At 70.9% G+C, this 14,913-nt stretch carries 9 protein-coding genes; 5 read left to right on the forward strand and 4 right to left on the reverse strand.

Features of this window, described 5'->3' with window-relative positions; genetic code table 11:
- Window positions 1-87: 87 nt before the first annotated feature.
- From ACFYZB_RS23730 to ACFYZB_RS23740, 3 genes are read right to left on the reverse strand one after another with little or no spacing between them, the layout of a single operon-like run.
- Window positions 88-1,062, reverse strand: coding sequence for a carbohydrate ABC transporter permease (locus ACFYZB_RS23730; RefSeq protein WP_351207670.1), 975 nt, complete (start codon window positions 1,060-1,062; stop codon window positions 88-90).
- Complete coding sequence (locus tag ACFYZB_RS23735; protein WP_388761929.1) at window positions 1,059-2,006, reverse strand: ABC transporter permease; 948 nt, start codon at window positions 2,004-2,006, stop codon at window positions 1,059-1,061. Before ACFYZB_RS23735 ends, ACFYZB_RS23730 begins: the two co-directional genes overlap by 4 nt.
- Window positions 2,003-3,682 (reverse strand): Tat pathway signal sequence domain protein, encoded by a 1,680-nt coding sequence (locus ACFYZB_RS23740; protein WP_388761932.1) that lies wholly within the window; start codon window positions 3,680-3,682, stop codon window positions 2,003-2,005. Before ACFYZB_RS23740 ends, ACFYZB_RS23735 begins: the two co-directional genes overlap by 4 nt.
- Before the next feature lie 221 nt (window positions 3,683-3,903).
- On the opposite strand from ACFYZB_RS23740, the gene ACFYZB_RS23745 reads away from it, so the two are divergent.
- From ACFYZB_RS23745 to ACFYZB_RS23765, 5 genes are all read left to right on the forward strand, one after another.
- Window positions 3,904-6,750 carry a glycoside hydrolase family 3 C-terminal domain-containing protein gene (locus ACFYZB_RS23745; protein WP_388762088.1) on the forward strand — a complete coding sequence of 949 codons (2,847 nt, stop codon included), beginning with the start codon at window positions 3,904-3,906 and terminating at the stop codon, window positions 6,748-6,750.
- A 145-nt stretch (window positions 6,751-6,895) separates the two neighbouring features.
- Complete coding sequence (locus ACFYZB_RS23750; RefSeq protein ID WP_388761934.1) at window positions 6,896-7,939, forward strand: acetylxylan esterase; 1,044 nt, start codon at window positions 6,896-6,898, stop codon at window positions 7,937-7,939.
- Between the two features lie 41 nt (window positions 7,940-7,980).
- Entirely contained in the window at window positions 7,981-9,381 is a 1,401-nt protein-coding gene (locus ACFYZB_RS23755) for a GH1 family beta-glucosidase (protein ID WP_388761937.1), read from the forward strand.
- Entirely contained in the window at window positions 9,378-11,660 is a 2,283-nt protein-coding gene (gene yicI / locus ACFYZB_RS23760) for an alpha-xylosidase (protein WP_388761940.1), read from the forward strand. Before ACFYZB_RS23755 ends, yicI begins: the two co-directional genes overlap by 4 nt.
- Before the next feature lie 397 nt (window positions 11,661-12,057).
- Window positions 12,058-14,040, forward strand: a complete 1,983-nt coding sequence (locus ACFYZB_RS23765) for a TIM-barrel domain-containing protein (protein ID WP_388761943.1) — start codon at window positions 12,058-12,060, stop codon at window positions 14,038-14,040.
- Window positions 14,041-14,101: 61 nt separating this feature from the next.
- Here the strand turns inward: ACFYZB_RS23765 and ACFYZB_RS23770 are convergent, their stop codons facing one another.
- Window positions 14,102-14,896 carry a helix-turn-helix domain-containing protein gene (locus tag ACFYZB_RS23770; RefSeq protein ID WP_388761946.1) on the reverse strand — a complete coding sequence of 265 codons (795 nt, stop codon included), beginning with the start codon at window positions 14,894-14,896 and terminating at the stop codon, window positions 14,102-14,104.
- Window positions 14,897-14,913 lie beyond the last annotated feature (17 nt).

Below are 14,913 nucleotides of genomic sequence, written 5' to 3' on the forward strand. Positions count from 1 at the left end.
TTCCTTCTGTCGGTTCTGGGGAGCGGTCCCTGTCACGCGGCTGGGGAGGGGCGCGCGGGACCGCTCCCGTCTGCGGGAGTCCCGGGCTCAGCCCTTGATCGCGCCGGTGAGGACGCCGGTGCGCAGGTGCTTCTGCACGAACGGGTAGACGATCAGCAGCGGTACCAGGGTGAGGACCACGACCGCCATCTGCAGCGACAGCGGCGCGGTCTGCGCGTGGGTCGTGCCGAAGCCGGAGTTGACCGAGCCCGGCAGGCCGTTGCCCCGGTTGACGTAGGTGAGCAACACGTACTGCAGCGGCCACTTCTGACTGTCCGTCGGCATGTAGAGCATCACGTTGAAGAACGCGTTCCAGTAGCCCACGGCGTAGAACAGCGCGGTGACGGCGGTGACGGCGCGTGAGGTGGGCAGGACGACGGACCACAGGATCCGCCAGTCCCCTGCGCCGTCCATGCGGGCCGCGTCGATCAGTTCGGAGGAGGTCTCCTGGTAGAAGGCGCGCAGTACCAGGATGTTGAAGACGGAGACGGCGCTGGGCAGGATCAGCGCCCACCACTGGTCGTACCCGCCGAGTCCCGTGACGACCAGGAAGCTCGGGATCAGGCCGCCGCTGACGAACATCGTGGTGATCAGCAGCAGCAGGACGAAGCGGTGCCCGAGGGAGCGCGGCCGGGAGAGGCCGTAGGCGCACAGGATGGAGACGGCCATGGAGATCGCGGTGCCGACCACGGTGATGCCCAGGCTCACCATCAGTGCGGTGACGACCGTCGGGTCGCCGAGCATCTGGCGGTACGTCTCGGTGGTCAGGCCGTCCGGCCAGATCACCAGGCCGCCGGCCCGGTTGACGGCGCCGGGGGTGGAGAAGCTGGTCACCACGATGATCCAGAGCGGGACCAGGATGACGGCGAGCGTTGTGCCGAGCGTGAGCCCCTTGGCGGTCTGGCCGACGGCGGTGGGCGGCTCCTCCCAGGGTGGGCGGGCGGAGCGGGCCCGGCGGCGGGCGGCTGCTGCTGCCGTGCGGCGCTGCTCGCGCCGCGAACCGATGGTGAGTGCGTTGGTCATCTGCGATACAGCCCGTCCTCGCCGAAGGCGTGCGCCAGCCGGTTGGCGCCCCAGATGAGCAGGAGGGAGACCACGCTCTTGAAGAGCCCGGCCGCCGCGCCGTAGCTGTAGCCGCCGGTGGCGATGCCGTAGTAGAAGGAGAAGGTGTCCAGGACGTCCGCGGCCTCGTGGCCGACGGCGTCACGCTGGATCAGGAACTGCTCGAAGCCCACCGACAGCGCGTTGCCCAGGCGCAGGACCAGCATCAGCACGATCACGCCGCGCAGGCCCGGCAGCGTGATGTGCCACATCCGCCGGAACCGGCCCGCGCCGTCCGCCGCCGCAGCCTCGTACAGCTCGCTGTTGATCGCGCTCAGCGCCGCGAGGAAGACGATGATCCCCCAGCCCGCCTCCTTCCAGATCGCCTGGGAGGTGACCAGCAGCGCGAAGGTGTGCGGGTTGGTCATGATGTCCCAGGTCCCGATGTCGTGCCGGCGCAGGAACTGGTTGAGCACGCCGGCGCCGCCCAGCATCTGCTGGAAGATCGTGATCGCGAGCACCCACGAGAAGAAGTGCGGCAGGTAGACGACGGACTGGAAGATGTTGCGGATCCGCTCGCTCACCACGGAGTTGAGCAGCAGGGCCAGGGCGATCGGGACCGGGAAGAAGAGGACCAGCTGGACGAAGCTCAGATACAGCGTGTTCTTCATCGAGGCCCAGAACGCCGGGTCGCCGAACAGCTGCCGGAACTGATCGAAGCCGACCCAGTCGCTGTGCCACACCCCGACCAGCGGGTCGTACTCCTGGAAGGCGGTGAGGATGCCGAACAGCGGGACGTAGTTGAACACCAGGAGCAGGACGACCGCGGGCACCGTCATCAGCAGGAGCGACTTGTCGCGCCTCAGCCTGATCCGCCAGTTGAGCCGCGCGGGGCCGGCCGGGCGTTTTGGTGCTGCGGTGCTCATTGGCCGGTGCCGTACTTGTTGAGGACTTTGTCGGTCATCCACCGCTTGAGCCGCTCCCCGGGGCCGGACCGCCAGCTCGCGATGGCGTCCTGCACGTCGGAGACCTTCTTCTTGCCGTGGTAGCAGTCCTTGATGGTGTCCTCGACGCCCTGTGCGGCTGCGGCCGAGGCGATCGCCTGCGGCATGGTGAAGTTCATGCCCCAGAAGGCCGGCTTGGCGAGGTACTTGACGTTGGCGGCCTGCCAGGCGGCGTAGTCCTTGGTGACGATGTCGCCCCCCGGATTGCTGATGACGGAGGGGGGAGCGGCCAGGAACGGGTAGGTCGTCGCCTGGACGTCCTTCTTGCCCTCGTCCGTGAAGGTCGGCACGCCGTTCACGCGCTTGTGGTGCACGCCCTCGACACCGAAGTTGACCAGGGTGTACTCGGCCGTGCCGTAGGGAGCGGCGAGGTAGTTCGCGACGGAGAGCAGTTCCTCGATCTGAGCGGGCTTCAGATCGGCGTTGAGGTAGCTGATCATGCTGGCGGCGGTGCCCATCCAGATCACGGGCGTGCCCTTGCCGTCGCCGGTGATGGCGTTGAAGGCGCCGCGCCGGTAGTTCCGGTCCGCTGCGACGCCGGACTGGTGGTCGGCCAGATTCCAGGCGCCTCCTCCGCCACCCGCGATGAGTACCTTTCCGCTGTAGAAGCGGGTGGCTCCGTTGGCGACGTCACCGGCGAGGGCGTCGGGGTGTATGTAGCCGGAGGTGGCCAGGCGGTGGTGCCAGTCGAGGGCCTCCAGGAACTCCTGGGTCTCGTACTTGTGGACCAGCTTGCCGTTGTCGACCTTCCAGTTCTGGGGAGCGCCCCAGGCCGTGAAGAGGTAGGTCCACACGTCGTCGAAGGCCCACACGCCCCTCTTGGCGTCGGTCAGCTCCTTGCCGAGGTTCATCAGGTCGTCGGCGGACTTCACCTGGTCGGCCGTGATGCCCCGGGCATCGAGGACGTCCCGGCGGTAAAAGGTGGCGCCGGGGATGCAGAAGCTGGTGGAGAAGCAGGGGATGCCGTAGAGCTTGTCGCCCCAGACCCCCATCTGCCAGGCGCCGGAGGGGATGGCGGCCAGGTTGGGGTACTTCTTGACCCTGTCGCCTGACAGGTACGGGGTCAGGTCCGCGAGCTGGGTGCCGATCAGCTCGCCGGTGTTGAAGTTGTTGTTCCACCAGGACGGCAGGTTGATCCAGTCCGGCAGCTTCTTGGCGGCGGTCATCGTCGGAACGATGGTGTCGTAGTGGGTGCCGTCGGCCGGCTTGATCGTGAGGTTGACACCCAGGGCCTTGTTCATGGCCTGGTAGAAGGAGTTGCCGGCCGGCGGGACGGTGCCCCACAGCGGCGTCACGGCCGAGTAGCTGCCGCCCTTGCCCGGAACGCCGGAGACGCTGGCGACCGGGGAGGCCGGGTAGGAGAGGAAGCCGGGGTCCGTCGCAGTGCCGTCGCCGCCGGTGACGGAGGGGATGTCGGGCTTGATGACGGTGCTGGGCACGTAGGCGGGCAGGGCCGCCTTCAGGCCCTGCGCGGTGTTCGCACCGGTCTTGTGTTGCGTGCTGCCGCCGCAGGCGGACAGCAGGGGTGTCATCGCGGCGGCTCCCGCGACCGTGGCGGCGGTACTCAGGAAGCTCCTGCGGTTCAAGCCGGATCTCATGGTGGCGTGGCCCCTCTCCGTCGAAACGCGGTCGAAGCGTCGAAGCGCTTGAATATTTCGGCGACACTAACGACGCGTTACCCATTGGGCAAGAGGCTGAACAAATGCAAAATCCAAGTGACCTGGGGAGTTGACACTCTCGTTGGAGCGTGCCAGCGTCGAAGCGCTTCGATTACGACCGCCGAGCCCAGTCCGCCCGAGGGGTATTCCACGTGAGTTCCGTGCCCGCGTCCGCAGCCGGCCTGCCCGACTTCCGCCATCCCGCGCTGCCACTGCGCAAGCGCGTCGACGACCTGCTCGAACGGCTGACGCTCGACGAGCGGATCGCGATGCTGCACCAGTACGCGCCTGCCGTCCCGCGCCTCGGCGTCGCCGCATTCCGCACCGGCAGCGAGGCCCTGCACGGGGTGTCCTGGCTGGGTGAGGCGACGGTCTTCCCACAAGCCGTCGGACTCGGCGCCAGCTGGGACGAGGACCTGGTGCGCGAGGTCGCCGAGGCGGTCTCGACCGAGCTGCGGGCCTTCCACCACCACCGCCCGCCGGCGGTCGGCGGCCCGGAGCGCGGAGCCAACTCGCTGCAGGCCTGGGCCCCCGTGCTCAACCTGCTGCGCGACCCGCGCTGGGGGCGCAACGAGGAGGGCTACTCCGAGGACCCGGTGCACACCGCGCGGGTCGGCGAGGCGTTCTGCAACGGGCTCTCCGGCGACCATCCGACTTACCTGCGTTCTGCCCCGGTGCTCAAGCACTTCCTCGCCTACAACAACGAGGACGACCGCTGCACCACCTCCTCCGGACTGCGCCCGCGCGTGCTCCAGGAGTACGACCTGGCCGCCTTCCGGCCCGTCGTCGCCTCCGGCGCCGCGACCGGTGCGATGGCCGCCTACAACCTGGTCAACGGCCGTCCCTGCCACGTCAGTCCGCTCATCGAGGCGGAACTGCGCCGCTGGGCCGAGCCGACCGGCCACGAGCTGTTCGTGGTCAGCGACGCCGAGGCACCCTCCAACCTGGTCGACCCGGAGCACTACTTCGACGACCACGCCGAGTCCCACGCGGCCGCGCTCAAGGCCGGCATCGACAGCTTCACCGACCACGGCGAGGACAGCGGGACCCCGGTCGGCCGACTGCGCGAGGCGCTGGAGCGCGGCCTGATCGACGAGGCCGACGTGGACCGCGCCGTTCGCCGGCAGCTCGAACTACGCTTCCGCCTGGGTGAGTTCGACCCCGAACTGGACCCGTATGCGGGCACCGGCCCCGAGGTGATCGACAGCCCCGAGCACCGCGCCCTGGCCCGCAGGGCCGCGACCGAGTCGACGGTGCTGCTCAAGAACGACGGCCTGCTTCCGCTCGACCCGGCCCGCACACCGCGGATCGCCGTCATCGGCCCGCTCGCCGACACCCTCTTCGAGGACTGGTACAGCGGCACCATGCCGTACCGGGTGAGTATCGCCACCGGCCTCGCCGCGGCCCTCGGCGCCCACGGCGGCGAGATCGTCCCGGTGGAGGGCTCCGACCGGATCACCCTGCGCTCGCGCACCACGGGCGAACTGCTCGGCAAGACCGCCTTCGACCTGACCGACTGGGGCGGCGGCGCCTCGACGCTGCGCGCCGCCGACACCGGCCGCTACCTGAGTCTTCAGGACGACGACGCCCTGGCCGCCGATCAGGACACCATCAAGAGCTGGTTCGTCAAGGAGACCTTCCGGCTCGAACCGGCCGGCCCCGACACCGTGCTGCTGCGCTCCGTGTTCACCGGACGCTACGCCGCCGTGGACCGGGCCGACGGCCGGGTCACCCTCACCGCCGAGACCGCGGAGGAGGCCGAGCACTGGCAGCGCGAGTTGGTGCGCGACGGCATCGCCGAGGCGCGGGCGGCCGCCGAAACGGCGGATGTCGCCGTGGTCGTCCTCGGCAACCACCCGATGATCAACGGCCGCGAGACCGAGGACCGCGCGGACATCGACCTGCCCGAGCGGCAGGAGGAACTGCTGCGCGCCGTCGCGGCCGTCCGCCCGGACACCGCCCTGGTCGTGATGAGCAGCTACCCCTACGCCCTCGACTGGGCCGACGAACACCTGCCCGCCGTGGTGTGGACCTCCCACGGCGGGCAGGAGACCGGCAACGCGCTGGCCGCCGTGCTGCTCGGCGAGGCCGAGCCCGCCGGCCGCCTGCCACAGACCTGGTACCGGGGCGACGACCCGCTGCCCGCACCGCTCGACTACGACATCATCAAGGCCGGCTGGACCTACCAGTACCACCGCTCCGTACCCCTCTACCCCTTCGGCCACGGGCTGTCCTACACCGACTTCGCCCACCGCGACCTGCGCCTGTCGCACCCGTCGATCGGCCAGGACGGCTCGGTCGAGGCCACCGTGACCCTGGAGAACGGCGGAGCGCGGCCCGGCAGCGAGGTGGTCCAGGTCTACGTCCGCGCCCTGGAGGCCCGTTACGAGGCACCCCGGCTGCGCCTGGCCGACTTCCGCAAGGTCCGGCTGGAGCCGGGGGAGAGCCGCGAGCTGACCTTCCGGCTGTCGGCCGAGCAGCTCGCCCACTGGTCCGTCGCCACCGGGGACTTCGCCGTCGACCCCGGCCGCTACGAGGTGATCGTCGCCCGCAGCGCCGACCACCCGGTGCTCATCGCGCCGCTCACCGTGACCGGGACGCCCGCCGCACCCCGGCCGGGCGTCGCACACCGGATCCTGGCCGTCGACTTCGACGACTACGAGGACGCCACCATCGTCGACGCCACCCGCTCCGACGGCGACGCCGTCACGCCCACCGATCCCGCCCAGCCCGCGAGGCTCCTCTTCCGCGAGGTCGACCTCTCCGGCGCCCGCACGATCGAGGTCGAGACCGCCCGCGAGGGCACCGGCACGGGCGGGGCGCGGCTCGAAGTCCGCTCCGGCGGCCGGGTGCTGGCCGCGATCGAGGTGCCCGTGACCGGCGACCGCTACGCATGGACCAGCACCACCGCCGAGCTCGCCGCCCCGCTCCACGGCGTGCACGACCTGAGCCTGACCCTGCACGGCGACTTCCGGCTGACCGCCTTCCGCTTCGGCGGGGCCGGCTGAGGCCTCCCACCCCACAGACCGGTGGTCCGCCTATGAGGGGGGCGGACCACCTTCCCCTCCCCTCCCTGCCCGGCCTGCGCGCCGGAAGACCCGCCCGCTGCCGCATCCGTTCCGACCCGTCACCCGCCGCCCGGAGGCGGCCCCCATGTCGCTGCTGACGCCCCACCACCTCACCTCGTCCTCGCAACACCCGGAGGAATCCCCCGTGCCGCTCACCGACTTCGGACTCGACGAACTCGCCGGCTATCAGCCCGAGTCGAGCATTCCGCAGGATTTCGACGAGTTCTGGCGGCGCACCCTCGCCGAGGCCCGCTCGCACGGTGGGGTGGTCAAGACCGAACTCGTCACCGCGCAGTACGGACTGCGCACCGTCGAGGTCGATGACGTACGGTTCCCCGGCTGGAACGGCGAGCCGGTGGCCGCCTGGCTGCTGCGCCCGCGCGGCGTGGAGGGCCCGCTGCCGGTCGTCGTCACGTACATGGGCTACTGCGGCGGCCGCGGACTACCGACCGAACATCTGTTCTGGCCTGCCGTCGGCTACGCCCAGCTCGTCGTGGACAGCCGGGGACAGGGCCACGACACCCCGGACCAGACCATGGGCGACGGCACCCAGTGGGTCGAGGGCTTCATGACCCGCGGCATCGACTCCCCGGACAACTACTACTACCGGCGCCTGATCACCGACTGCGTGCGCGCCGTGGACGCCGTCGCAGAGCTGCCCGGTCTCGACGCCAACCGGATCGTGGTGGCCGGCGGCAGCCAGGGCGGCGGCCTGGCCCTCGCCGTCGCCGGGCTCACCGGGGACCGGGTGGCCGCGGTGATGCCGGACGTCCCGTTCCTGTGCCACTACCGCCAGGGCGCGCAGATGTCCCTGGACGGGCCGTACCAGGAGCTCGTCAAGTATCTGCGCTGGCACAGTCGGCACCGCTTGCAGCCGACCTTCGCCACCCTCGACTACTTCGACGGCGTCCACTTCGCCCAGCGGGCCACCGCACCTGCCCTGTTCAGCGTCGGCCTGATGGACCCGATCTGCCCGCCCCGGACGGTCTACGCGGCCTTCAACCACTACGCGGGAGAGGACCGCACCATGACCGTCTGGCCCTTCGCCGACCACGCCGGCGGCTGCGGCTCCAACCCGCCCGTCCAGCTGTCCTGGCTGCGTGACCGCGGGCTGGCACCGGAGCTGTGACCGCCGTTCCCGATCACCGAGAGAACAGTGAGGTGCGCCGCATGAGCAGGTTGGCCTTCCCTGAACTGCCACCCGGCTTCCGGTTCGGTGCCGCCACCGCCGCGTACCAGATCGAGGGCGCCCACGACGAGGACGGCCGCGGCCCCTCCATCTGGGACACCTACAGCCACAGCCCGGGCCGTACCCTCGGCGGCGCCACCGGCGACACCGCCTGCGACCACTACCACCGCTACCCGGAGGACGTCGCCCTGCTCCGCGGACTCGGCGTCGACGGCTACCGCTTCTCGATCTCCTGGCCGCGCCTGCTGCGCGACGGCACCGGTGCGGTCAACCGGAAGGGCCTGGACTTCTACGACCGGCTGATCGACGAACTGCTCGCCGCCGGAATCGCGCCCGCCGCCACCCTCTACCACTGGGACCTGCCCCAGGCCCTGGAAGACCGCGGCGGCTGGCGCGTCCGGGAGACCACCGAGGCCTTCACGGAGTACGCGGCCCTCGCCGCCGAGCACTACGGCGACCGGGTGGAGCGCTGGATCACGCTCAACGAGCCGTTCTGCTCCGCCTTCGTCGGCTACGCCGAGGGCCGGCACGCGCCCGGCGCCCGGGAGGGCCGCGGGGCCCTGGCGGGCGCCCACCACCTGCTGGTCGCCCATGGCCTGGCCGTGCGGGAGCTGCGTGCCGCCGGCGCCCGCGAGGTCGGCATCACGCTCAACCTCGACCGGCTGCACGCCGCCTCCGACCGCAGCGAGGACCTCGCCGCCCTGCGCCGGGCCGAGGTGCTGCACAACGAGGTCTGGACGGAGCCGCTGTTCGCCGGGCGCTACCCCGAGCACGAGGCCGAGACCTGGGAGGGACTGGCCGACGGCCCCTGGCGCCGGCCGGGGGACCTGCAACTGATCGGCGCACCCATGGACTTCGTCGGCATCAACTTCTACCGGCCGGTCACCGTCGAGGCCGCCCCCCACCGCGAGGACGACCCCGAACTGCGCACCGCCGTGGACATCGGCGTCGCCGAGCCGAACCCGTACGGCACCCGGCTCACCACCATGGGCTGGCCCGTCGTCCCGTCCGCGCTCACCGAACTGCTCTGCGGACTCCACGCCCGCTACCCGCAGCTCCCGCCGGTCTGGATCACCGAGAACGGCTCCGCCGAGGACGACACCGTCGCCCCCGACGGCCTCGTCCACGACGCGGAACGGATCGACTACCTGGCCGACCACCTCACCGCCGTCGCCGACGCCATCGCGGCCGGCGTCGACGTGCGCGGCTACTACGTCTGGTCCCTGCTGGACAACTTCGAGTGGGCCCGCGGCTACGAGCAACGCTTCGGCCTGGTCCGCGTCGACTACGACACCCTGACCCGAACCCCCAAGGACAGTTACCACTGGTACCGGGGCCTGATCACCGCGCACCGCGCGCGGACGGAGGAAGCTGCCCGATGAAGTTCACCGACGGCTACTGGCTGATGCGCCCCGGCGTCACCGCGCGCTACGCCACCGAGGTCGCCGACGTCCGCACCGGCGAGGACCGGATGACCCTCTACACGCCCGTCAAGCACGTGCGCGGCCGCGGTGACACGCTCAACAGCCCGCTGCTGACGGTCGAGTGCTGGTCACCGGCCGAGGGCGTGATCGGCGTGCGCACGACGCACCACGCCGGATCGGTGCGCCGCGGGCCGGAGTTCGCGCTGCTCGGTGCGGAGCCGGGGGCCGGAAAGGTGCACCGCGAGGGCGAGGTGGTGCAGCTCAGCTCCGGAGAACTGACGCTGCGGGTCGACACCTCCCAGCCGTGGCGGCTGGAGTTCACCGCCGGGGGCCGGGTGCTGACCTCCGTGGGTGAGCGCGGCACCGGCTTCGTCACCGACGCCGACGGCCGTCACCACATGCTCGGCCGGCTCTCCCTGGGAGTAGGCGAGTTGGTGTACGGGCTGGGGGAGCGGTTCACCCCGTTCGTCAGGAACGGGCAGACGGTGGACATCTGGCAGTCCGACGGCGGCACCAGCAGCGAACAGGCCTACAAGAACATCCCGTTCCACCTGACCAACCGGGGCTACGGCGTCTTCGTCAACCACCCGGGCAAGGTCAGCTACGAGGTCGGCTCGGAGTCGGTCGGGCAGGTGCAGTTCAGCGTCGAGGACCAGTCGCTGGAGTACTTCATCGTCCACGGCCCGACCCCGAAGCAGATCCTGGCCCGCTACACCGCGCTCACCGGCCGCCCCGCACTGCCCCCGGCCTGGGCGCTGGGCCTGTGGCTGACCACGTCCTTCACCACCGACTACGACGAGGCCACCGTCAACCGCTTCGTCGGCGGCATGGCCGAGCGCGGCATCCCGCTGAGCGTCTTCCACCTCGACTGCTTCTGGATGCGCGAGTACCAGTGGTGCGACTTCGACTGGGACTCCGACACCTTCCCCGACCCGGCGGGCATGCTGGCCCGGCTCAAGGAGCAGGGCCTGCGGATCTCCGCCTGGGTCAACCCCTACATCGCGCAGAAGTCCCCGCTGTTCGAGGAGGGCATGCGCGAGGGTTACCTGGTGCGTCGCCCGGACGGCACCGTCTGGCAGTGGGACCTGTGGCAGCCCGGCATGGCACTGGTGGACTTCACCAACCCGGCCGCCCGCGCCTGGTACACCGGCAAGCTGCGCACACTTCTCGCGCAGGGCGTGGACTGCTTCAAGACCGACTTCGGCGAGCGCATCCCCACCGACGTCGTCTGGCACGACGGCTCCGACCCGGAGTTGATGCACAACTACTACACCCACCTGTACAACCGGGCCGTCTTCGAGCTGCTGCGCGCCGAGCGCGGCGAGGGCGAGGCGCTGCTCTTCGCCCGCTCCGCCACCGCCGGCGGCCAGCAGTACCCGGTGCACTGGGGCGGCGACTGCGAATCGCACTTCAACGCCATGGCCGAGTCACTGCGCGGCGGACTCTCCCTCGGTCTGTCCGGGTTCGGCTTCTGGAGCCACGACATCGGCGGCTTCGAGGGCACCCCCACCCCCACCGTCTTCAAACGCTGGACGCAATTCGGCCTGCTCTCCTCGCACAGCCGCCTGCACGGCAGCAAGTCCTACCGGGTGCCGTGGGACTACGGCGAGGAGGCCGTCGAGGTCACCCGCGAGTTCACCCTCCTCAAGCACCGCCTCGCCCCCTACCTGCAGCGCGCCGCCCAGCAGGCGCACACCACCGGAGTCCCGGTGATGCGCGCCATGGCGCTGGAGTTCCCCGAGGACCCCGCCGCCGCCACGCTCGACCGGCAGTACCTCCTCGGCGACGACCTGCTCGTCGCCCCCGTCTTCACCGACGACGGCACGGTCGAGTACTACGTGCCCGAGGGGACGTGGACCAACTTCCTGACGGGGAATCAGATCACTGGCCCGCGCTGGGTGCGCGAACAGCACGGCTTCCACACCCTGCCGCTGCTCGCCCGCCCCGACTCCGTCATCCCCCTCGCCGCCGACGACCAACACCCGGTCTCCGCCTGGGCCGAGGGCGTGGAACTGCGGGTCCACGCCTTCGCCGACGGCGCCGAGCGCACCGTGGTGATCCCGCGCAGCGACGGCCCCGGCCGGACCGCCGTCTTCCACCTGCGCCGCGAGGGCGGCCTGCTGCGGGTGACCACCGACAGCCCGCACCCCTGGCAGCTGCGCATCGGCGGCCCGGACGGCGTCCTGCACGTCAGCCCGCCCGGCACCGCGGAGGCCGAGCTGCCCTGCCCGGAGTGAGGCCGGCCCCCGGACGCGAGGCCCCGCGCGCCCCCGCAAGGGCGTGCGGGGGCCTTGTCCCCTCCAAACCTGGCACCCGGAGGTGCTCGTGCAGAGCCGCACCAAACGTCACCTCACGCCCGCCGCGCTCGACGCCCTGCTACGCACCTCCGTCGGCATCGGGTGCCGTCCGGAGCACGAGCTGACCGACGGCAGGTTCAACAGCGCCTACCGCGTGCTGCTGGACCGAGTTGGTATCCCTCGCCTTCGGCGGTGGCACCGGCCCGGACAGCGACCTCGCCGCCGGTTACACCGCAGCAGGCGGCAGCCTGGACTGTGCTGCGGAAAGCACATACGACGCCGATGATCGGCGACCGGCTGTCCTCACGCGCAACTTGAGAAGAACAGAGGAATCACCTTGCCCTACATCGTCCGCGCCGGTGGTCTGGAACGGCACACCGCCGCAGAGATTCTCCGCATCGAGCCCTGGGGACCGGACGCCGTCCGGGTGCGGGCCTCGTCCGGGACCGTCGACCCCGCAGCCCCCGGTGCGCTGGAGAGCCCCTCGCCCGCCCCGCAGGCCGAACTGTCCGTATCGGACGACGGCTGTGCCCGCCTGGTCAACGGCCGCCTTGTGGTCGAGGCCTCGGCGGACGGCCGGCTGAGGTTCAGCCACGCCGTCTCGGGCCGCGAACTCCTCGCCGACAAGGGCCTGTACGGGCCACCCGGCGGCCCTCGCGTCCACGCGGCGGGCGGCCGGACGGAACAGCACTTCGAGGCGTACGACGGTGAACGGCTGCACGGCCTGGGGCAGAACCCCAACGGGCGCCTGGACCAGAAGGGTTGCGTGATCGACCTCGTCCAGAGCAACACCGTGGCGGCCGTCCCCTTCCTGCACTCCTCGCGCGGCTACGGACTGCTGTGGAACAACCCCGCCACCGGCCGAGTCGAACTGGGCGCCGACACCACCCGGTGGACCGCCGACGCCGGCGGGCGCATCGACTACTGGATCACCGCCGGCGACACCCCGGCCCAGATCCTGGACTGCTACACCCGGGCCACCGGACGCCCGCCGCTCCTGCCCGAGTGGGCTTCCGGCTTCTGGCAGTCGAAGCTCCGCTACCGCACCCGGGACGAACTCCTGGCGGTGGCACGGCAGTACAAGGAGCGCGGACTGCCGCTGTCCGTCATCGTCTGCGACTTCTTCCACTGGCCGAGGATGGGCGACTGGCGTTTCGAGGAGAGCGAGTGGCCCGATCCCGCCGCCATGGTCAAGGAGCTGACGGACCTCGGGGTGAAACTCGCCGTCTCGGTGTGGCCCACCGTCGAGCCCGGCAGTGAGACACACGACGAACTGCGCTCGGCCGGGCACCTGGTACGGGACGCGGACGGCGGCCTGCTCACCTTCCCGTGGCCGTCCCGGTACAGCGGGGATGCGCTCATCCGCCCGATGGCGTACTACGACGCCACCCACCCCGGAGCACGCGCCGCGCTGTGGCAGCGGCTGAACGACAACTACCGTTCGCTGGGCGTGGCGTGCTTCTGGCTGGACGCCTGCGAGCCCGACCTGCCCCGGGACCGCGCCGACCGCGCCGTCTACGCGGCCGGGCCGGCCGCCGAGGTCGCGAACCTCTACCCCGTGCTGCACGCCCGCGCAGTGGCCGACGGCCTGCGCGCGGCGGGCGAGGACCGGCCGCTGTCGCTGGTCCGCTCCGCCTGGGCGGGCAGTCAGGCCCACGGGGCCTTGCTGTGGTCCGGTGACATCCCCACCACCTTCGCCTCCCTCGGGCGCCAGATCAGGGCCGGCCTGAACGTCGCGATGAGCGGCATCCCCTGGTGGAACACCGACATCGGCGGCTTCTTCGGCGGCGACCCGGACGACCCCGCTTACCGCGAGCTGCTGATCCGCTGGTTCCAGTACGGGACCTTCTGCCCCGTCATGCGACTTCACGGGGACCGCAAGCCCAACCACCCCAGCTTCTCCGCGGACATGACCGGCGGGCCGAACGAGGCCTGGTCGTACGGGGAGGAGGCGTACGGCATCCTCCGCGACCACCTGTTGCTGCGCGAGCGCCTGCGCCCGTACCTGCGGCGCCTGTCCGAGGACGCCCACCGCACCGGCGCCCCGCCGATGCGCCCGCTGTTCTTCGACTTCCCCGAGGACGAGCACGCCTGGGACGTGGACGACCAGTTCCTGCTCGGCCCCGACGTCCTGGTGGCACCCGTGTACGAGGCGGGTGTCCGGGCCCGCCGGGTGTACCTGCCGTCCGGTGCCCGCTGGCTCGACCCGGCCACCGGACGCGTACTGGAGGGCGGAACGACGCTCGACGCCGAGGCCCCACTGGAGCGCATCCCGGTCTTCGTACGGGAAGGGGCCGACGTCGCAGCCCGGCTCGGCTGACCTCCCGCAAGCCCTTGTCACCTCGACTCCGAGTGGGCCGCGAAGGTGTCTGCCGGCACCCTTACGCTCCTGGGCCGTCCATCCCCGCAGGGGCAGCCGCACGTACGTCACGCGGGCTCGCGCCGAGTTCACGGCGGCAGGCCTTGTTGAAGGCCTGGAGATCGGCGATGCCGACGGCCGCGGCGATGGCGGTGATGGACAGGGTGGAGGACAACAGGAGGTGGCGGGCGCGCTGCAGGCGACGATGCCGGATGTACGAAACGACTGTGCGGCCGGTTTCGGCACGGAACACGCGCGTCAGGTGTGTGTGGGAGATCCCGACGGCGCGAGCGACGTCCGGTACGGACAACGGGTCGGCCAGGTGTTCCTCGACGTAGGCCTGGGCGGCTGCCACGAAAGGGTGACGGTGCCCGGCTCCCTCACCCCGCGGCAACTCGGCGATGCGCCACAGAGCGGTCCAGACCTCGGCCGAGGCTCGCGGGGGAGAAGTCGGCATGGCCGTCACGGCGTGTCGGAGCAGATCGGCCAGGCGTGTGCTCTCGGCCGCGGCGTCCTGCATCACCGGCACCACCCGTGCGGTTCCGCCGTCGTGCAGCCGCAGATGGACGTAGAGATGCTCCGACCTGCCCCGGTAGTGAAAGTGCACCTCCGTGTCCGGCGGCACCAGGCTGACGTGGCCGGGGCGTATGGGATGGACCGACTGCCCGAGGGACAGAGCACCCTCGTAGTTGTAGAGGTGCAGCTGCCACAGGCCGGGCAGCCGGAAGACGTCGTGGGCGGTGGAGACGCCGTGCACCCCGATGCCGGCGTCGACCACGGTGGGCGCCTCGTCGAGCCGCAGTGTCGTGTGCTTCACGAGGATGGAAAATTACC

The sequence above is a fragment of the Streptomyces sp. NPDC001852 genome, assembly GCF_042891825.1.
GTDB lineage: Bacteria > Actinomycetota > Actinomycetes > Streptomycetales > Streptomycetaceae > Streptomyces.